General features: G+C 69.3%; 17 protein-coding genes. 9 read left to right on the top strand and 8 right to left on the bottom strand.

The genetic code is table 11. The features are described from left to right. Positions 1 to 19 precede the first annotated feature (19 nt). From ABFO07_RS17425 to ABFO07_RS17415, 3 genes are read right to left on the bottom strand one after another with little or no spacing between them, the layout of a single operon-like run. A complete protein-coding gene (locus tag ABFO07_RS17425; RefSeq protein ID WP_060148096.1) occupies positions 20 to 805 on the bottom strand; it encodes an enoyl-CoA hydratase/isomerase family protein in 786 nt (261 codons plus the stop codon). 10 nt (positions 806 to 815) lie between these two features. Further along, positions 816 to 2,423 carry a carboxyl transferase domain-containing protein gene (locus ABFO07_RS17420; protein ID WP_059563173.1) on the bottom strand — a complete coding sequence of 536 codons (1,608 nt, stop codon included), beginning with the start codon at positions 2,421 to 2,423 and terminating at the stop codon, positions 816 to 818. Between the two features lie 34 nt (positions 2,424 to 2,457). Continuing rightward, a complete protein-coding gene (locus ABFO07_RS17415) occupies positions 2,458 to 3,639 on the bottom strand; it encodes an isovaleryl-CoA dehydrogenase (protein WP_059803757.1) in 1,182 nt (393 codons plus the stop codon). Between the two features lie 170 nt (positions 3,640 to 3,809). Between ABFO07_RS17415 and ABFO07_RS17410 the strand changes: the two genes are divergently transcribed. Next, on the top strand, positions 3,810 to 4,556 hold the full coding sequence (locus ABFO07_RS17410) for a TetR/AcrR family transcriptional regulator (protein ID WP_347469338.1): 747 nt from the start codon (positions 3,810 to 3,812) through the stop codon (positions 4,554 to 4,556). Positions 4,557 to 4,584: 28 nt separating this feature from the next. On the opposite strand, the gene ABFO07_RS17405 is transcribed toward ABFO07_RS17410, so the two are convergent. After that, entirely contained in the window at positions 4,585 to 5,031 is a 447-nt protein-coding gene (locus ABFO07_RS17405; protein WP_060015215.1) for a hypothetical protein, read from the bottom strand. Between the two features lie 374 nt (positions 5,032 to 5,405). Between ABFO07_RS17405 and ABFO07_RS17400 the strand changes: the two genes are divergently transcribed. The 5 genes from ABFO07_RS17400 (at position 5,406) to ABFO07_RS17380 (ending at position 11,344) form a co-directional block, all read left to right on the top strand. Continuing rightward, complete coding sequence (locus ABFO07_RS17400) at positions 5,406 to 7,565, top strand: TonB-dependent siderophore receptor (RefSeq protein WP_322242618.1); 2,160 nt, start codon at positions 5,406 to 5,408, stop codon at positions 7,563 to 7,565. A 192-nt stretch (positions 7,566 to 7,757) separates the two neighbouring features. Continuing rightward, positions 7,758 to 8,549 carry a transcriptional initiation protein Tat gene (locus tag ABFO07_RS17395; RefSeq protein ID WP_347469337.1) on the top strand — a complete coding sequence of 264 codons (792 nt, stop codon included), beginning with the start codon at positions 7,758 to 7,760 and terminating at the stop codon, positions 8,547 to 8,549. A 1-nt stretch (position 8,550) separates the two neighbouring features. Then, positions 8,551 to 9,645: a molybdate ABC transporter substrate-binding protein gene (locus ABFO07_RS17390; protein ID WP_347469336.1), complete on the top strand. Its 1,095-nt coding sequence runs from the start codon at positions 8,551 to 8,553 to the stop codon at positions 9,643 to 9,645. A gap of 35 nt (positions 9,646 to 9,680) precedes the next feature. After that, positions 9,681 to 10,391, top strand: a complete 711-nt coding sequence (locus ABFO07_RS17385) for a c-type cytochrome (protein ID WP_060351906.1) — start codon at positions 9,681 to 9,683, stop codon at positions 10,389 to 10,391. Beyond that, positions 10,388 to 11,344: a c-type cytochrome gene (locus tag ABFO07_RS17380; RefSeq protein WP_060351905.1), complete on the top strand. Its 957-nt coding sequence runs from the start codon at positions 10,388 to 10,390 to the stop codon at positions 11,342 to 11,344. The genes ABFO07_RS17385 and ABFO07_RS17380 overlap by 4 nt, the downstream gene beginning before the upstream one ends. A gap of 19 nt (positions 11,345 to 11,363) precedes the next feature. Here ABFO07_RS17380 and ABFO07_RS17375 read toward each other — a convergent pair whose 3' ends face one another. Together ABFO07_RS17375 and ABFO07_RS17370 are read right to left on the bottom strand one after the other, a co-directional pair. Then, a complete protein-coding gene (locus tag ABFO07_RS17375) occupies positions 11,364 to 13,280 on the bottom strand; it encodes an SMP-30/gluconolactonase/LRE family protein (RefSeq protein ID WP_347469335.1) in 1,917 nt (638 codons plus the stop codon). 475 nt (positions 13,281 to 13,755) lie between these two features. Further along, positions 13,756 to 14,949 (bottom strand): porin, encoded by a 1,194-nt coding sequence (locus tag ABFO07_RS17370; protein ID WP_060362715.1) that lies wholly within the window; start codon positions 14,947 to 14,949, stop codon positions 13,756 to 13,758. A 558-nt stretch (positions 14,950 to 15,507) separates the two neighbouring features. Here ABFO07_RS17370 and ABFO07_RS17365 point away from each other — a divergent pair. The 3 genes from ABFO07_RS17365 to ABFO07_RS17355 all read left to right on the top strand — a co-directional run bounded on the left by ABFO07_RS17365 (position 15,508) and on the right by ABFO07_RS17355 (position 17,514). Further along, the gene (locus ABFO07_RS17365; protein WP_060015203.1) at positions 15,508 to 16,047 is read left to right on the top strand and encodes a GNAT family N-acetyltransferase; all 540 of its coding nucleotides are present in this window, start codon (positions 15,508 to 15,510) and stop codon (positions 16,045 to 16,047) included. 62 nt (positions 16,048 to 16,109) lie between these two features. Next, positions 16,110 to 16,844 (top strand): metallophosphoesterase family protein, encoded by a 735-nt coding sequence (locus ABFO07_RS17360; RefSeq protein WP_060028534.1) that lies wholly within the window; start codon positions 16,110 to 16,112, stop codon positions 16,842 to 16,844. A 58-nt stretch (positions 16,845 to 16,902) separates the two neighbouring features. Continuing rightward, on the top strand, positions 16,903 to 17,514 hold the full coding sequence (locus ABFO07_RS17355) for an alpha/beta fold hydrolase (RefSeq protein ID WP_059563160.1): 612 nt from the start codon (positions 16,903 to 16,905) through the stop codon (positions 17,512 to 17,514). An 18-nt stretch (positions 17,515 to 17,532) separates the two neighbouring features. Here ABFO07_RS17355 and ABFO07_RS17350 read toward each other — a convergent pair whose 3' ends face one another. Together ABFO07_RS17350 and ABFO07_RS17345 are read right to left on the bottom strand one after the other, a co-directional pair. Then, positions 17,533 to 18,852 (bottom strand): ATP-binding protein, encoded by a 1,320-nt coding sequence (locus tag ABFO07_RS17350; RefSeq protein WP_375782258.1) that lies wholly within the window; start codon positions 18,850 to 18,852, stop codon positions 17,533 to 17,535. Beyond that, positions 18,852 to 19,592, bottom strand: coding sequence for a response regulator (locus tag ABFO07_RS17345; protein WP_059563158.1), 741 nt, complete (start codon positions 19,590 to 19,592; stop codon positions 18,852 to 18,854). Before ABFO07_RS17345 ends, ABFO07_RS17350 begins: the two co-directional genes overlap by 1 nt. Positions 19,593 to 19,611 lie beyond the last annotated feature (19 nt).

Here is a 19,611-nt window from a genome sequence, read left to right as displayed (position 1 = left end):
CGAAGCGTCAAGGTCTGCGTCATGCCCGCCATGCCGGCGTGCGCTTCTCCAGGAACGCGGCGATGCCCTCGCGCGCTTCCGCGCCCGCGCGGGTGCGCGCGATCCAGTCGGCGGTCTGCTCGATCAGCGCCGCATCGAGCGGGCGCCCCGCGACGTCGGCCACGAGCCGCTTGCACGCGCACACCGCGTCGGGCCCGTTCGCGACGAGCGCCGCCGCGAGCGTCGCGACGGTCTCGTCGAGCGCCGCGGCCGGCACCGCCTCATGCACGAAGCCGAGCGCCGCCGCGCGCGCGCTGTCGAACACCTCGGCCGTCGTGAAGTAGCGCCGCGCCGCGCGCTCGCCCATCGCGCGCACCACGTACGGCGCGATCGTTGCCGGGATCAGCCCGAGCCGCGCTTCGGACAGGCAGAACTTCGCGCCGTCCGCGACGATCGCGATGTCCGCGGCCGCGACGAGGCCGACGCCGCCCGCATACGCGTCGCCATGCACGCGCGCGATCACCGGCTTGCCGCAGCGGTGGATCGCCTCGAGCATCCGCGCGAGCTTGCGCGCGTCGGCACGGTTCTCGTCGTCCGAGTAACCGGCCATCTTCTTCATCCAGTTCAGGTCCGCGCCCGCGCAGAATGCGGGGCCTTCGGCTGCGAGCACGACCGCGCGCACGCCCGCGTGCGCGTCGAGCCATTCGAACGCGGTGGTCAGCTCGGCGATCATCGTCTCGTTGAACGCGTTGCGCACGTCGGCGCGCGCAAGCGTCACGGTCGCGACGCGGTTTGCTTCGGATACCTTGATGGTTTCGTAGCGCATCGCAGCCTCCTTACATGCGGAACACGCCGAAGCGCGTATCGTCGATCGGCGCGTTCATCGACGCGGCGAGGCCCAGGCCGAGCACGTCGCGCGTCTGCGCGGGATCGATCACGCCGTCGTCCCACAGCCGCGCGCTCGCGTAGTACGGATGCCCCTGGCGCTCGTACTGGTCGCGAATCGGCTGCTTGAACGCCTCTTCTTCCTCGAGCGGCCACGAGCCGCCCTTCGCCTCGATGCCGTCGCGGCGCACGGTCGCGAGCACCGACGCGGCCTGCTCGCCGCCCATCACCGAGATGCGCGCGTTCGGCCACATCCACAGGAAGCGCGGCCCGAATGCGCGGCCGCACATCCCGTAGTTGCCCGCGCCGAACGAGCCGCCGATGATCACCGTGAACTTCGGCACCTTCGCGTTCGACACGGCCGTCACCATCTTCGCGCCATGCCGCGCGATGCCTTCGTTCTCGTACTTGCGGCCGACCATGAAGCCCGTGATGTTCTGCAGGAACACCAGCGGGATCTTGCGCTGGCAGCACAGCTCGATGAAATGCGCGCCCTTCACCGCCGATTCCGAGAACAGGATGCCGTTGTTCGCGACGATCCCGACCGGATGGCCCCAGATGTGCGCGAAGCCCGTGACGAGCGTCGTGCCGAAGCGCGCCTTGAACTCGTCGAATTCGGAATCGTCGACGATGCGCGCGATCACCTCGCGCACGTCGAACGGCTTGCGCGTGTCCACCGGAATCACGCCGTACAGGCTCTGCGCGTCGTAGCGCGGGGGCTTCGCGTCGCGCAGCGTCACCGGCGTCGCGATGCGCGGGCCCAGGTTGCCGACGATGCTGCGCGCGATCGACAGCGCATGCGGGTCGTTCTGCGCGAGATGGTCGGCCACACCCGACAGGCGCGTATGCACGTCGCCGCCGCCGAGATCCTCCGCGCTCACTTCCTCGCCCGTCGCCGCCTTCACCAGCGGCGGGCCGCCGAGGAAAATCGTGCCCTGGTTCTTCACGATGATCGACTCGTCGCTCATCGCCGGCACGTACGCGCCGCCCGCCGTGCACGAACCCATCACCACGGCGATCTGCGCGATCCCCGCGGCCGACATCGTCGCCTGGTTGTAGAAGATGCGGCCGAAGTGGTCGCGATCGGGGAACACGTCGTCCTGGTTCGGCAGGTTCGCGCCGCCGGAATCGACGAGATACACGCACGGCAGCCGGTTTTCCGCGGCGATTTCCTGCGCGCGCACGTGCTTCTTCACGGTGACGGGATAGTAGGTGCCGCCCTTGACCGTCGCGTCGTTGCAGACGATCACGCACTCGCGCCCGGCGATGCGGCCGATGCCGGTGATGATGCCGGCGCCCGGCGCATCGTCGTTGTACATGCCGTTCGCCGCGAGCTGCGACAGCTCGAGGAACGGCGTGCCCGGATCGAGCAGCTGCGCGATCCGGTCGCGCGGCAGCAGCTTGCCGCGCGACAGGTGCTTGTCGCGCGCGGCCGGGCCGCCGCCCTGCGCGAGCTGTTCGATTTTCGCGCGCAGGTCGGCGACGACCGCCTCGAGCGCCGCGGCATTCGCGCGGAATTCTTCCGAACGCGGGTTCAGCTTGGATTCGATGATCGGCATCGACAGGGCTCCGTTCGCGTGACGTGGCGTGGCGTTACATCGTTTCCGCGAACAGCTCGCGGCCGATCAGCATGCGGCGGATCTCGCTCGTGCCGGCGCCGATCTCGTACAGCTTCGCGTCGCGCCACAGGCGGCCGACCGGGTATTCGTTGATGTAGCCGTTGCCGCCGAGGATCTGGATCGCCTCGCCAGCCATCCACGTCGCCTTCTCGGCCGTGTACAGGATCACGCCCGCGCAGTCCTTGCGCACCTGGCGGATGTGGTCGCTGCCCGCCGAATCGAGGTGGCGGCCGACCGCGTACAGGTACGCGCGGCATGCCTGGAACGTCGTGTACATGTCGGCGACCTTGCCCTGGATCAGCTGGAATTCGCCGATCGCCTGGCCGAACTGCTTGCGGTCGTGGATGTACGGCACGACCGCGTCGAGGCACGCGGCCATGATGCCCGTCGGGCCGCCCGACAGCACCGCGCGCTCGTAGTCGAGGCCGCTCATCAGCACCTTCACGCCGCCGTTCAGCTGGCCGAGGATGTTCTCTTCCGGCACCTCGACGTCCTGGAACACCAGCTCGCCCGTGTGCGAGCCGCGCATGCCGAGCTTGTCGAGCTTCTGCGCGACCGAGAAGCCCTTCATCCCCTTCTCGACGATGAACGCGGTGATGCCGCGCGGGCCGGCCTCGATGTCCGTCTTCGCGTAGACGACGAGCGTGTCGCAATCGGGGCCGTTGGTGATCCACATCTTGGTGCCGTTCAGCACGTAGCGATCGCCGCGCTTGTCCGCGCGCAGCTTCATGCTGACCACGTCGGAGCCGGCGTTCGGCTCGCTCATCGCGAGCGCGCCGATGTGTTCGCCCGACACGAGCTTCGGCAGGTATTTCTGCTTCTGCGCGTCGGTGCCGTTGCGGTGGATCTGGTTCACGCACAGGTTCGAGTGCGCGCCGTACGACAGGCCGATCGACGCGGATGCGCGCGAGATCTCCTCCATCGCGACCATGTGCGCGACATAGCCCATGTTCGCGCCGCCGTATTCCTCGGCGACGGTCATGCCGAGCACGCCCAGGTCGCCGAACTTGCGCCACAGGTCCATCGGGAACTGGTCGGTGCGGTCGACCTCCGCCGCGCGCGGCGCGATTTCCTTCGCCGCGAAAGTCGCGACGGCGTCGCGCAGCATCTCGATGTCTTCACCGAGCATGAATTGCACGCCGGGCAGGTTGCTCATGTCTCCTCCGTCTCCAGAAAGTGCGTTGCGCGCACCGATTTCTGAGTTTTGCTCAAAACCGGATGCTGCGCCGATTTGTTAGCCAATACTGCGGAAATTTTGCGTAGTGTCGCGCCTGGCGCGGGCCGTCGTCAATAGTTTTTTGAGTGATACTCAGATATGATCGCCGAATGACAGCCGCCGCTTCCGACACCATGACCGCCACCGTCAAAGCCGACCGCGCCGACGCGCCCCGCGCGCCCGCCGGCCGCAAATCCCAGCAGCGCGTGCAGGACATCCTGCGCGCCGGACGTGAAGTGTTCGCCGAAAAGGGCTACGAGCACGCGACCGCCGCCGAGATCGCGCAGCGGGTAGGCGTGTCCGAGGCGACCGTGTTCAGCTACTTCCGCGGCAAGCGCGAGCTGTGCGCGCGGGTGATCGCGGACTGGTACGACGAAATCATCGCGGCGTTCGAGCACGGCATGCCGCTCGACGCGCCGGTGCACCAGCAGTTCGCGTTCATCGTGCACACCCACCTGCGGCTGATGCTCGTGAACGGCACCGGGCTGTGCGCGCTCGTGCTGTCGGAAGGCCGCGCGAAACAGCACGCGCTGAGCGACGAGCTGACCGCGCTGCAGCGGCGCTACACGGCGCCGCTGATGGACGTGCTCGCGCGCGGCCAGGCGGCCGGCCAGGTGCGCACCGACCTGCCGCTGAGCCTGCTGCGCTCGATGGTGTTCGGCCCGATGGAGCACGTGCTGTGGGACGCGATCCTCGGGCACCGCAAGCTCGATACGGAGGCCACCGCCGCGCAGCTGATCGACATGCTGTGGGCGGCCATGCAGTCGCCCGCGCCGGAACAGGCGGCGCTCGTGCGTTTCAGGAACGAGGTGGCCGAAGCGGTGCGGCGGCTGGAAGGGGCCGGCGCGCGCGCGTGAGCGCGCCGCCGGTCGATCAGTCAGTCGGTCAATCCGCCAGGCGGCAGTGCGTGAGCTTGAGCCCCGGCAGCACCGGTGCGTCGACGTAGCCTTCGTTCAGGCAACTGAAGCGCAGGTTCCCGGATGCCGTGAACGCCTTGATCTCGCGCCCCGGGAATTTCGCTTTCAGCGCATCCTGGTCGGCCGCGTCGAAATGGGTGTCGAACTGCGCGCCGTCGCTCGTCACCGCACCGAAATACGTGCCGCCCGGGTCGCTGCCCATCCGGATCACCGCGCCGACGAACGCGAGCCGCTTGCCGTCGTATTTCGCCTTGGCCGCGGCCATGTCTTTCGTGTACGCCTCGATCACGGCCCCGTATTGCGTGTCGATCGCGGCGCCGTCGGCCGGCGCGGCCACCGCGCACTGCCCGACGCCAGCCAGCGCGGCGCAGGCCGCGAGCGCGGCCGCCGCATGTCGTGCGGAAATGGTGTTCATCTTGTGGTCTCTCAGGTCTTGAAGTAAAAGACGGCGCCGTGCCGGATGCCCCGTCATGCGCCGCGAGGTTCGCCGTCGTGTTTTCAGTTGTTCGGCCGACGGCGAATGGCTGCGATCGCGCGCTCTTGTCATGGCGATGCGTGCGAATGCGCGCGCTACGGTAGCAGACGGCCTATGGCGGTGCAATCGCGTCGCCGCGCGGCCGGAATCGGCGGAAACGGTCTTCCCGGGCCCCGCCGGAAACGGCGTTCAACGTGAGTCCGGCTCACGCTCTTATTGCAAATGATTCTCATTAACAATATGATGCCGCCTCCGGCCGCCCTGGCGCCGGCCATCGTGTTCCCGATTTCCCGCTTCCCATCCGCTACCGATTCATGCCTGTCCGCCGAACGACCCGCCGCGCCCGCGCCTTCCGCCCGTTGCACGCAAGCCTGCCCGCCCTGATCACGTTCTGCATCGCGAGCGGCGCGCATGCCGGCACCGACGACACCGCCGGGGCCGATGCGCCCCCCGCTGCGCCGGCCCTGCCGACGATCAGCGTCAACGCATCGGCCGTCGCCGATCCGACCATCGGCTACCAGCCGCGCACCACGTCGATCGCGGGCGCGCAGGACACGCCGCTCGAGAAGATCCCGCAATCCGTCGCGGTCGTGAGCAGCAGCGTGATGCAGGACCAGCAGGCCCGTTCGCTCGACGACGTGCTCGGCAACATCAGCGGCGTCACGCAGACCAACACGCTCGGCGGCACGCGCGACGCGTTCATCAAGCGCGGCTTCGGCTCGAACAACGACGGCTCCGTGCTCGTCGACGGCGTGCGCACGCCGGTGCTGCACAGCTATCTCGCGACGATCGACCGCGTCGAGGTGCTGAAGGGCCCCGCGTCGCTGCTCTACGGGATGCAGGACCCGGGCGGCGTGATCAACCTCGTCACGCGCAAGCCGGAGGACACGTTCGGCGGCGCGATCTCCGCGACGCGCACGAGCCACGGCGGCGCGGGCGCGACGTTCGACCTCACGGGCCCGCTCGGCAAGCCGGGCCAGGTCGCGGGCGGCACGCTCGCGTTCCGCCTCACCGGCGAATACGACACGAGCCGCTACTGGCGCACGTTCGGCCGCCAGCGCGACGCGCTGATCGCGCCCGCGCTGTCCTGGCACGACGCGAACACGTCGATCGACGTCAGCTACCAGTACGTCGACTACACGACGCCGTTCGACCGCGGCACCGCGCTCGTCAACGGCCGGCTCGACGATTCGCTGCGCTATCGCCGCTACGAGGAGGCGTGGTCGCAGAGCAGCGGCATCCAGGAGACGTTCCGCGCGCGCGTCGAGCATCGCCTGTCCGACGCGTGGCGGCTTCGCGCGACGTATGGCTGGGGCCGCGACCGCTATGCGCAGACCATCACCCGCGCCACGAGCCTGAACGGCGCGACGGGCGCGATGATGCGCTCGTCCGACGCGAACCTCGGGCGCAACGATTCGGACCAGATCGCGACGCTCGGCCTGCTCGGCAACGTGACGCTCGCGGGGATGAAGCATGCGCTCTACGTCGGCGGCGAATACGAGCGGCAGCGCAGCTTCCGCGGCGACACGATCCGCGGCAAGGCGACGCCGGGCTTCAACCTGTTCGATCCCGTCTACGGCCTGCTCGCGCCCGGCGGCACGCCGAACCGCGCGCAAAGCGACAGCCTGTCGAAGGTGCACGCGTACTCGATCGTGCTGCAGGACTCGGTGAACCTCACCGAACGGCTCACCGCGGTGGCCGGGCTGCGCTGGGAGGACTGGCAGCAGGAATCGGGGATGGGCCGGCCGTTCGTGTACGCGGACCGCTCGCACGGGAACGTGTGGCTGCCGCAATTCGGGCTGGCATACGCGATCACGCCGTCGCTGACCGCGTATGCGAACGTGAGCCGCTCGTTCAAGACGAACGTGTCGTCGAACGCCGCCGCGCCGCTCGCGCCGGAATCGGGCCGCGTGGTGGAGGCCGGCCTCAAGTTCAACGTCGCGCGTGCGATCACCGGCACGCTCGCGGTCTACCAGATCGACAAACGCAACGTCGCGGTGACCGTCGACAACGTGACGTCGACGATCGGCGCCGCGCGCTCGCGCGGGGTCGAACTCGACGTCGCGGGGCAGCTCACGCGCCACTGGAGCGTGATCGGCAGCTACGCGTACACGAACGCGAACGACCGCGAAGCGAACCTGCCGCTGATCAACGTCGCGCGCCATACCGGCAGCCTGTTCGCGGTGTACGACACCGCGCTCGCGAACCTGCCGGGCCGCTGGCGCTTCGGCGGCGGCGCACGGTTCGTCGGCGCGCGGCCCGGGGATACGGCGAACCGCTTCACGCTGCCCGGCTACGTGACCGTCGACGCGTTCGCAGCATATGAAACGACGATCGGCAAGTTCCCGACGCGCTTCCAGCTCAACGTGAAGAACCTGCTCGACAAGACCTACTACCCGTCGAGCAACAGCAACCTGATCGTGGCGGTGGGCGAGCCGCGCCTCGTCACCTTCACGACGACGGTGTCGTTCTGACCGCCGGCAGGCACGGTAGGCGCGCCCCGGCCGGCGCGCCCGTTTGATCAGACGAATCATCGGGCCCCCGAATATCTCCCATCCGATATCGCGATTTCCGCGATCGATCGCGCCCCTCTAGACTGGCTGCGCAGTCTCGACGTGGCGCCGCGCCTGCGGCTGTCGAACCGAATCCCGATCCGGAGACACGCGATGACGAATCCGCATGCGCGCCGCGGCGCGCTGAAGACATTCGGCCTGGCCGCCGGCGCGGCGCTCCTCGGCGCCGCGAGCCGCCCGCAGGCGGCCACCGCCGGCACCGGCGCGCTGCTGCCCGGCGGCGCCGCCCGCCTCGCCGCGCTCACGCGGCGGCTGGCCGCCACGCCGAGGCGGCGCGACTTCAAGACCGTCCCGATGATCCTCGAGCATCCCGACCAGTGGGACCACGCGGCGCTCGCCGAGGTGCTCGGCTATCGCGGCGGCCCGAAGCAGGCGTGGGACAACACCGAGCTCGGCGGGCCGTGGCTGAACCTGATGCGCAACGCGCTGAACGCGCAGGTCTGGGCGTTCGGGCACCCGGATTTCCTGGTGGTGTCCGCGACGCACGGCAGCGCGCATCTCGCGCTGTACGACCAGGCCGCGTGGGACAAATACGGCCTCGCGAAACTGGCCGGCGACACGTTCCCGGCCAACACGCTGCTCGACGCGAAGCCCGCGCAGGCGAAAGGCGCGGGCGATCACGAAAGCGCGGACGGCGCGTTTTCCGCGCGCGACAACAGCATCGCCGCGCTGCTGCAGCGCGGCGTCGTGTTCCTGACGTGCCACAACGCGATCTGGGAGCTCGCGGAGCGGCTCGCCGGCACGAACGCGAATCCGGACAAGCTGCCGCTCGACGCGCTCGCCGCCGACCTGACCAACCATGTGATCCCGAGCGCGATCGTCACGCCCGGCGCGGTCGGCACGCTGCCGGAACTTCACCAGGCCGGTTTCTCGTACGCAAAATAAGATGACGCACACGACGACATCCCCTCACGCACCGGCCGTGTCGCGCCGGGCACGCCGCATCCTGCGGGCCGTGCTGGCGGGCGCGATGTGCGCCGCCGTTGCTGTCGTTGCCGCATCGGGCGCACCGGCCGCGTTCGCCGCCTCCGCCTCCGCCTCCGCCGCCACCGACACCACCGTGTTCCCGCCGTGGCAGCACGGCCGCAACAACGACGCGCTGCATCGCGGCCTCGAATTCACGGTGCCGCAGGTCGACGTGCTCGCCGATTTCCACGGCGACCTGAGCGCCCCGAAGCTGGTGCTGTTCGTCGGCGGCAACTACTTCTTCGCGATGGCGCCGCTCGTCGCGCAGTTCGAGCAGGACCACCCCGAGTTTCGCGGCAAGATCTTCTGGGAGACGATCCCGCCCGGCCTGCTCGTCACGCAGATCAAGGCCGGCGGCACGATCACCGTCGGCAACATGACGTGGACGGTCAAGCCCGACGCGTATTTCGCGGGCCTGTCGAAGGTCAACGAGCTGATCGCGGACGGCACGCTCACGGGCCCCGCGGTGCCGTACGTGACCAACCAGCTGACGATCATGGTGCGCGCGGGCAACCCGGCACGCATTGCATCGCTGAACGATCTCGCGAAACCGGGCCTGCGGCTCGCGATGCCCAACCCCGAATTCGAGGGCGTCGCGCGGCAGATCCGGGCGTCGCTCGTCAAGGCGGGCGGCGACGGGCTCGCGCGCGCCGTCTACGACGACAAGGTGCGGGCCGGCACGACCGAGCTGACCCGCATCCATCATCGCGAGACGGCGCTGTTCCTGATGCAGGGGCGCGCCGACGCCGGCGTGCTGTGGCGCTCCGAAGCGATGTTCCACGAGCAGGCCGGGCATCCGCTGGGCCACGTCGACATTCCGGCCGCGCAGAACGCCACCGAGATCTACGCGGGCGCGCTGGTGAAGGATGCGCCGCATCGGGAAGCGGCGCGCCAGTGGCTTGCGTTCCTGCGCTCGCCGGATGCGTTCCGGATCTTCCAGCGCTACGGCTTCGGGCGCTACGATGCCGATGCAGGTGCCGACACGAACACGCAGGCTGAACAGACGCACCCATAGCAACAAATAGAACGCATCCCCACACCGGAGGAGACTTGAACGATTCGATCGTGAAGCCGCGCCGCCGCGCGGCCGCCGCGTGGCTGGCCGCCGCCGGCCTGCTGTCGGCCGCGCCCGGCGCGCACGCGGCCGACGCGGCGCTCGGCAAGACCATCGCGACGCAAGGCAGCGCGACGGGCGCGGCCGCGTGCATCGGCTGCCACGGCGCGCACGGCGAGGGCATCGCGGCGGCCGGCTTTCCGCGTCTTGCCGGCGTGCCGGCCGCCTATCTGTCGGCGCAGCTCGCCGCGTTCGCGGACGGCAGCCGCCAGAACCCGGTCATGCAGCCGCTCGCGAAGCTGCTGTCGGCGCCCGAGCGCGACGCGGTAGCCGCGTATTTCGCGGCGCTGCCCGCGCCGCCCGGCATCGCGGCGGGCGACGATGCGCCGATCGCGCCGTCCGACACCGGCGCATGGCTCGCGACACGCGGACGCTGGACCGACGGCCTGCCCGCGTGCGCGCAGTGCCACGGCCCCGGCGGCATCGGCGTGGGCGCCGCGTTTCCGCCGCTGGCCGGGCAGCCGGCCGCCTATCTCGCGGGCCAGTTGCATGCGTGGCAGCAAGGCACCCGTCCGCCCGGGCCGATGGCGCTGATGCCGCACATCGCCGGCAAGCTGTCCGACGCGGACATCGACGCGGTGGCCGCCTACTACGCCCGCACCGGCGCCACGCCGGCCATCGCCGCCACGCAACGGAGCACGCCATGATCGATCGATTCCTGTCCGGGTGGGTGCGCGGCACGCTCGCCGCGCTGCTGTGGACGGCAAGCGGTTCGGGGTTCGCCGCCGATGCGCCGGCCGCGCCCGCACCCGCACCCGCCGCCGCTTCCGCGACCGACGCCGCCGCCCCCGCGAGACGCTTCACGCCGCCCGCCGAATCGGCGATGCCCGGCGGCGACTTCGGCAAGACCGTGAAGCTCGGCGAGCAGATCTTCCTGCATACGCCCGAATTCGCCGGCAAGTACGTCGGCAACCGGCTGACCTGCGCGAGCTGCCACCTCGACGCGGGCCGCCGCCCCGATGCGAGCCCGATGTGGGGCGCGTATCCGCTGTATCCGGCGTACCGCATCAAGAACGGCCACGTGAACACGTTCGCCGAACGCCTGCAGGGCTGCTTCCGCTACAGCATGAACGGCAAGGCGCCGCCGAACGGCGACCCGATCCTGGTGGCGCTCGAAACCTACGCGTACTGGCTCGCGAAAGGCGCGCCGATCGGCGAGAAGCTGCCGGGCCAAGGCTTCCCGAAGCTGCCGCCGCCCGCGCTGAAGGCCGACTACGCGCGCGGCAGCGCAGTCTACGCGCAGCACTGCGCGCTGTGCCACGGCGCCGACGGGCAGGGCCAGTCGAGCGGCGGCAAGCCGGTGTTCCCGCCGCTCTGGGGGGCGCGCTCGTTCAACTGGGGCGCGGGGATGAGCGACATCCGCAACGCGGCCGGCTTCATCAAGGCCAACATGCCGCTCGGGCTCGGCGGCACGCTGACCGACCAGCAAGCGTGGGACGTCGCGACGTTCATGGACAGCCACGAACGCCCGCAGGACCCGCGCTTCACCGGATCGGTGGCCGCGACGCGCGCGCAGTTCCACGACACGCCCGACTCGATGTACGGCCTGACCGTGAACGGGCGCGTGCTCGGCGCACCCGGCGCAGCCGGCGCGCGCTGAGCCGAGCGCGCCGCCTCGGTCACGGCCGCCAGCGGTACACGACGATGCTGGACCCGTTGTAGTTGTCCTTCGTGATCACGTACTCGCCGGTCGAGCGCAGATACGCGCGGATCCCGTACATCGAGTCCACGTCGTTGCCGACGTCCATCGCAGCCGGGTTCGAATTCGTCAGCGTGGCGACGAGGCTGCCGGTGTTCAGGTCGAACACGTCGATGTTCGGCACCGTGTGCACGTACCCGACGAACAGGTAGCGGCCGGCCGCCGCGATCGATTTCGGGTTCGCGCTGGTCAGGTCGATCACCGGGTTCGGCGCGGTCGTGTTGCCGGCCTTCCAGCCGTGATAGACCTCGATGTGCCCGTTCATCGCGGTCCAGTCCCAGTTCCCGGCGAGGCCCTGCGCGAGGATCATCGTGTCGCTGTCCGACTGGTAGACGATGCGCGTGGTGGGCGCGACGGTGGCCGGCACCGGCGTCGTCGTGGCCAGGCCCCACGACGGCTTGCCGGTCGCGTCGAAGCCGGTCATCGGGTAGCGGGTGATCGCGTTCGTGCCGTTCAGGCCGGCCCACACGTCACCGTTGCCGTCGATGCAGAAGCCCGCCGTGACCTGCAGGGTGGTCCGGAACGGCTTGCCCGGCAGCATGCCGGCCGGAATCGCGATATAGCCGTTTGCCGCGTTGAAGTAATAGAAGTTGAAGTTGCCGGGGTTCTGCCCGGACGCCACGAGGATCCGGTTGCCGCCCACCGCCACGAGCTGCCCGAAAAACTGGCCGCGCTGGTAGTCCTTGATGTCGAGACGCGGATCGTTCTTGTAGGTGAACGGATCGATCGTGTTCGCGACGAACGTGCCGCCCGCGGTGCCGGTGTAGATGTTGTTGCCGCTGTAGAAGTACGCGCCGTCCGTCACCGGGTCCGGCGCGCCGATGCCTTCGAAGTTGAGCGCCTGCAGCTTCCATTGCAGCGCGCCGGCCGGGCTGTACGCATGCAGATCGGTGCTGCCGTTGCGCCCGAGATCCCAGCCGCCGCCCCACGCGTTGTTGAGCACGTACAGGTTGCCGGCCGCGTCCTTGCCGATGCCCACGACGCGCGTGAAGCGCTTGTCGCCCACCTGCCCCTTGATCCCCGACGTGGAGTCGAGATAGCCGCCCAGCACGCCGAACGAGCCGACCTGCGCCGGAATGCCGACGATGCTGTAGTGCTTGATGTTCATGTCGGGGCCCTGGTCCCCCACCATCAGCAGCCCGGTCGACGCGTCGAAATACAGCGCGGACGGCCGCGCGCCGGCCGGCATCTGGATCGTGTTCAGCAGCGCGCCGGCCGGGCTGTACTGCACGACCACGCCCGCGCTCATCCGCGCGACCCACAGGTTGCCGGCCGCATCGAGCGCGAGCGCGCCGGGGCCCGTTACGCCGATGTCGCGCTGCCAGACGCCGTCGGTCGTGAACACCCGCACGCGATTGCCGTAGAAATCGCTGACGTACAGCAGCGTGCCGGCCGTCGCGAGCCCGGTGATCACGTCGGCGTACTGGACGCCCGTCCACACGCTGACCGGAATCCGCAGGTCGCGGGTGTTCGTCGAGCGGTTGTAGCGCCCCACCGAGCCGCTGCCGAACGTGCGGTTGTAGCCGAGCGCGACGAAGATCGACGATGCGTTGCCGGTGATCGCGCCGCCGTGGAACTCGTCGTGCAGGCCGATCGTGCCGATGCCCTGGCCGTTCTGGTACATCGCGACGCCGCCCGCGTTCTCGTCCCAGCGGGATGCCGTGTAGACCACACCTTCCGGCGCGACCCACATCGATCGCGCGCCGTTGCCGACGTGCGCGGCGATCGTGCCGAACGTGTTCGCAATCCAGTCGGTCGAATATTGCGCATGGGCGGCCGACGCCAGCATTGCGATCCATGCACCGAGCCATGCCGCGCGAATCAATTTCTTGAACATGAATAATCCGCTCCTGACGGTCGTCCCCGGACAATCTAAATCGCCGGACATGAAACATTGGTGATTGCATTGAATGACGCACCGGCGGCGTGATGCATTGTTCATCACGCGCATTCGGCCGCGCCAGTTTTGTTACGCATTCGCGGCGCGCCTTCGCCCGTTCGGCCGGCGGCGACGCGCTTTCGGCACTTTCTTCCGGTTTGCTCAAGAAATCGTGCGTCATTTTTTCGTATTGACGCGCTTTTCCTGAAATCACCGGAAATTCATTCAATCATTACAGAATGAAATTCGAATGCAAGCAAAAATTAATATTCGAATATTTATAGTCAATTCCGGAATGCGCGGGGGAATGAAATCGCAGGGGAACGGGAGGCGGATCGGCCGTGCCTCCCGGGAGCACGCATTCGCGTCATGTGGCCTCCCTGGAAAGAGGCCCAGGCATAGGGGCGACATGCCGGCCGGCCGCCGCCTTCCGTCAGAACCGCTGGCGCAGGCCGACGCTGACGATCGTCTGCGAGCGCGTATCGGACGAATGGCTGTTCGCCTTGTCCGACACCGACGCGGTTGCCGCGACCGGGCGGCCGAGCGCGTCGAGCGTCGTGCCGGACGCATGCTGGTACGCGCCGAGCAGATACACGCTGGTGCGCTTCGACAGGTCGTAGACCGCGCCGAGCGTGACGTTGTGGTACTGCGCGCGATCGTCGATGCCGTCGACGTCGCTGCCGCGCGTGTAGCTGTAGCCGGCGAACAGTTGCGTCTGCGTGCGCACCTTCCAGCGCGCGAAGATGCCCGCGACGTTGAAGGTCGCGTGGCCGGAGAAGCGCGACTGGTCGCCGGCGCGGTACTGCACGTTGCTGTAGTTCACGCCGACGAGCGCCGCGCCGAAGTCGAGCGTCGCGCCCGTCGCGATGATCTGCTGCGACTGCGCGCTCGCGTAGCCCTCGTTGATCGACGAATTGAACAGGCCATCGTCGCTGCCCTGCCACTTGCCGGCCGTCTTGTCGGCCGGGCCGGTCTTGCTGTTGTCCGAGCGCTCGTAGCCGACGCCCACGCGCAGCGGGCCCGCCGCATATGCCGCGCCGACGCTCCACGTATTGCGCTGCTTCATGCTGCCCGGCTGGCCGCCGAAGCCGTACAGCGCGCCGAACGTGAAGCCCGCGTAGTTCGCGCTCGTGTACTTGATCGAGCCGTCGACGCGCGCGGTCTGGTCGAGATCGTCGATGTCGCCCGGGTGCGCGCCGAACCCGCCGATGAACGACGACGGCCCGACCGGGCTCACGAAGTCGTCGAGCGACGTGTACTGGCGGCCGAGCGTGACCGTGCCGTAGCGATCGCTGCCGACGCCGACGAACGCCTGCCGGCCGAACTGGCGGCCGCCCTGGCCGGACGTGCCGTTGGCGATGTCGAAGCCGTTTTCGAGGACGAACAGCGCACGCAGGCCGCCGCCGAGATCCTCGGTGCCCTTGATGCCCCAGCGGCTGCCGGACAGGTTGCCGGACGTGAGCCCGACGTTCGAATGCCCCGTGTACGCGCCCGGGGTGCCGACACGCTCGTTGCTGCGATAGGTGATTCCCGCATCGACGATGCCGTACAGCGTGACGGCGCTCTGCGCGGACGCGATGCCGGCGAGCGAAAGCAGCAGCGGCGCTGCGATCAGTTGCTTGTTCATGGTTTTGGCGTCTCCGGGCGTTTGACCCGTTGTTCCAGGGCCTGCTCACGCTGATAACGGGCTTGCGAACGTGCCTTTGCGCCCACAGGGCAAGGAGAGAGGAGGCGCAATAGCCGTCGCTATTGCAACGACGAACGACGCGGCAATGCGGGCGGAAAGGCACGTTCCCCTGATTTGAAAAAGTCATGTGTGGGGCTGGCCCCCAGAAGGGCCGATCGCTGCGTCATGCGCCTCGCGAATAGTCGCGTATTCGCTTCGTCGCATTCCTTGCGATCGGCCCTTCTGGGGCCAGCGCAAGCCCGTTATTAGCGTGAACAGGCCCTAGCTGGCTTGTTGCGAGTTGAAATGGCCGGCCGCCGGGTTGCGGCGCGGCGCCCCCCGCGCGCTTGGTGAACGCGCGAGACGTCGCGCGGCGGGGATGCCCCCGCTGCGGGGCGTTCATGGTAGTTGGAACCGGTTCCTCGAGTAAGCCGATGCCCCTAAACACTCTTTTTCCAAAAGTGAGATAGTTCGCCGACGCGCCGCTGCGCAATCCAATGCCCCTCGCGAGATCCGACGATGAGAATCGATGCTCCGCCCCGGCCCGGCTACCCGGGCCTGTCGCTTCGCCAGCTCGAACGCGCCGACATGGACGCGTGGCATGCCTATCTGTCGAACCCGGACGTCGTCCTGCACACGAGCTGGAACCTGCGCTCGCGTGACGGCCTGCTGCCGCTGTTCGACGGAATCGAGTCGACGGCCGCCGATTCGATCCGGCGGCTCGCGATCGTCGACGACAGCGCCGGCGGCGCACTGGTCGGGACGATCGGGCTGCATACCGTTTCCAGCGTGAACCGCTCCGCGGAAATCGCCTACGACCTCGCGCCGTCGCACTGGGGGCGCGGCATCGCGAGCGCGGCCTGCGCCGCCGTCACCGAATGGGCGTTCGCCGAATACGGCTTCGTGCGCCTCCAGGGCGCCGTGCTCGACACCAACGCGGCGTCGGCCCGCGTGCTGCAAAAGTGCCGCTATCGCTACGAAGGGCTGCTGCGCGCGTACCGGATGGTGCGCGGCACGCCCGGCAATTTCCAGCTGTATGCGCGGCTGTCGACGGACTGATGCGCGCATCCCGCGAATTCGCGACAATCGCCTCTCCGCCCCCCGCTCCCCGCTCCCCGCCCATGAAAATAGCCGCGCTCTCCGACATCCACGGCAACCTGGCCGCCCTCGACGCCGTCCTGGACGACATCCGCCGACGCGGCGCCGACGTGATCGTCAATCTCGGCGACATCCTGTCCGGCGCGCTCCACCCGCGCGAAACCGCGGACCGCCTGATGCCGCTCGGCCTGCCCACCATCCGGGGCAATCACGAACGGCAGGTGCTCGAAGGCCTGCGCGGCGCAATGGGGCTGTCCGACCGGCACGCGCACGACACGCTGCGCGCCGATCAGCTCGCGTGGCTCGCGAGCCTGCCCACCCGTCTCACGCTGGGCGACGACGTGCTGCTGGTGCACGGCACGCCGGCCAGCGACCTCGAATACTTTCTGGAGACCGTCACCGCGGACGGCTGCCGCGCGGCGACGCACGACGAAGCGAAGCAGCGTGCCGGCGACACGGCGGCGTCGCTGATCCTGTGCGGCCACACGCACGTGCCGCGCGCGCTCGCGCTCGACGACGGCCGCCTGATCGTGAACCCGGGCAGCGTCGGCCTGCAGGCGTTTGCGGACGACCTGCCGTTCCCGCACAGGATCGAGACGGGCTCGCCGCACGCGCGCTATGCGATGGCGTCGCGCACGGCGTCCGGCTGGGCCGTCGAGTTCCATGCGATCGAATACGACTGGCAGACGGCGGCGGCCACCGCCGCCGCGCTCGGGCGCGACGACTGGTCCGTCGCGCTGCGCAGCGGGCGGTGCTGAACGGAACGGCCTTACGCGCGCCATCGCCACCACATCCATCAAGGGGAATCCAACCGATATGCCGGTTCCATCACAACTGCTTTTCCTGCCGGGCGCCTCGGGCAGCACCGCGTTCTGGCAGCCGCTGATCGATCATTTGACCCACCCCGCCGAGCGGCGCGTGGTCGCCTATCCGGGCTTCGGCGCCGAACCGGACGATCCCGACGTGCGCGACTTCGACGGCCTCGTGCGGCGCGTGCTGCGCCACCTCGACCGGCCCACGGCCGTGATCGCGCAATCGATGGGCGGCGTGATCGCGCTGCGCGCGGCGCTCGAACGGCCCGAACAGGTCACGCACCTGGTGCTGACGGTCACGTCCGGCGGGCTCGACATGCAGGGGCTCGGCGCGCAGGACTGGCGGGCCGACTTCGTCAGCGCGAATCCGCATCTTCCGGACTGGTTCGTGTCGTTCAGCGCCGATCTGTCGGGCGAACTGGGCCGGGTCGCGCAACCGGCGCTGCTGCTGTGGGGCGACGCGGATCCGATCAGCCCGGTCGCGGCCGGCAAACGCCTGCTCGAACGGCTGCCCGACGCGCGGCTGCACGTCGTGCCGGGCGGGCGGCACGACCTCGCCGCCGTTCATGCGGCCGCGATTGCGCCGCTCGTCGACGAACATCTGCAACGCGTCTGAGCGGGTCGTGCGTCGCAATCAGCGATCGAGATTGCGCAGCGTCAATCGCGCCTCGAGCCCGCCTTCCGGCCGGTTCGCGAGCGTCAGCGCGCCGCCCATCGCGAGCGCGAGCTGCCGCGCGATCGCGAGGCCGAGCCCGGTGCCGCCCGTGTCGCGGTTGCGCGACGTCTCGATGCGCCGGAACGGTTCGAACACCGCGTCGAGCTGGTCGTCCGGAATGCCGGGGCCGCGGTCCAGCACCGCGATCACCGCGCCGCCGTCCGGCGCGGGCGCCACCTCGATCTCGGCCGCGCCCGAGAACTTCAGCGCGTTGTCGACCAGGTTGCCGACGATGCGGCGCAGCGCCTTCGGCCGCGTGACGAGCGCGAGCGGCGCGCGATGCGCGAGCGTCACGGCCTGCCCCGCATCCGCGTAGTCGCACACGATGCTGTCGAGCATCGCATCGAGATCGGTGCGGCGCGCGGCCTCCTCGGTGCCGTGCAGCGTCTTCGCATAGGCGACGCCCTCCTTCACGAGATGCTCCATCTCGATCAGGTCCTGGCGCAGCTTCGCGCCCTGCGTGTCGTCGTCCATCACGTCGACGCGCAGCCGCATCCGCGTGATCGGCGTCTGCAGGTCGTGGGAGATCGACGCGAGGATCTGCATGCGCTCCGCCATGTACTGCGCGATGCGGTCCTGCATCGCGTTGAACGCGCGCGCCGCGCGGGCGACTTCCGACGGGCCGCCTTCGCTCAGGCGCGCGCCCTTCAGGTCGGGGCCGAGCGCATCGGCGGCCTGCGCGAGCTGCTTCAGCGGCCGCGTCGCGAGCCGCACCGCGAGCCAGCAGCACGCGGCGAGCACCGCGAGCTGCAGCACGAGCACGAGCGGCAGCCAGCCCGACAGCGGCACCGTCGACATCGGATGGATGTCGATCGTCAGCGGCGAGCCGTCGGTCAGGCGCAGATGCACCTGCAGGTGTTCGCGGTCGCCGGGCATCGCGTTCGCGGTGAGCGGGTACGCGCCGCCGATGCCGTCCGAGATCGAGCGCTCGACGCGCGCCGACAGCCGCGCCTGCGGCGGCGTGCCCGTCTCGCCCGGCCCGAGGATGAACTGGTAGCTGCGCCGCGCGAGCCGCGGCAGCCACTCGGCGCGCTCGGCGGGCGGCAGATGGTCGAGCAGCGCGACCGAGCTTGCAACCTCGCGCTCGATGTAGCCCATCATCAGGTTGGTGGTGGCCTGGTCGCGCTCCGTCACCGTGAGCCAGAACGACAGCGTCTGCGCGAGCGCGAGGCCCACGCACAGGATCAGCGCGAGCCGCGCGAACAGCGTGCGCGGCCACTGCCAGCTCATGCGCGGCATCATGGCGTGCCTTCGACGGCGGTCACGGCCGACGAGAACACATAGCCCTCGTTGCGCAGCGTCTTGATGTAGCGCGGTTCGCGCGCGCCGTCGCGCAGGCGCTGGCGCAGGCGGCTCACCAGCAGGTCGATCGAGCGGTCGAACGGGTCGGACTGTCGGCCCTGCGTGAGGTTGAGGAGCTGGTCGCGCGTCAGCACGCGCTGCGGATGATCGAGGAACACGCGCAGCAGCCGGTATTCGGCGCCGCTCAGCGCGACCAGCGTGCCGTCGGCATCGAGCAGGTGGCGCCCGGTCGTGTCGAGCCGCCATTCGCCGAACGCGAGCAGCGTGGCCGTCTCCGTCACCTGCATGCCGGGCGGCAGCATGCGTGTGCGGCGCAGCACCGAGCGGATCCGCGCGAACAGCTCGCGCACCGCGAACGGCTTCGCGAGATAGTCGTCGGCGCCCATCTCGAGGCCGACGATGCGATCGGTCTCGTCGCCGCGCGCGGTGAGCATCAGCACCGGCACCGCGCGGAACTTGCCGACGCGCAGCTCGCGGCACAGCACGAGGCCGTCCTCGCCGGGCAGCATCAGGTCGAGCACGATCAGGTCCGGCGCGCCGCTGTCGAGCACGGCCCGCATCTCGCGGCCGTTCGCGGCCAGCGACACGCGCATGCCCTGCTTCTCGAGATAGTCGGCGATCAGTTCCCGGATGCCGCGATCGTCGTCGACGATCAGCACGTGGTCGGTCTTTTCCATGGAGGCCATCATACTCGCG

The sequence above is a fragment of the Burkholderia stagnalis genome, from assembly GCF_039848545.1.
Taxonomy (GTDB): Bacteria; Pseudomonadota; Gammaproteobacteria; order Burkholderiales; family Burkholderiaceae; genus Burkholderia; species Burkholderia stagnalis.
This window is presented reverse-complemented; position numbering and strand designations above follow the sequence as displayed.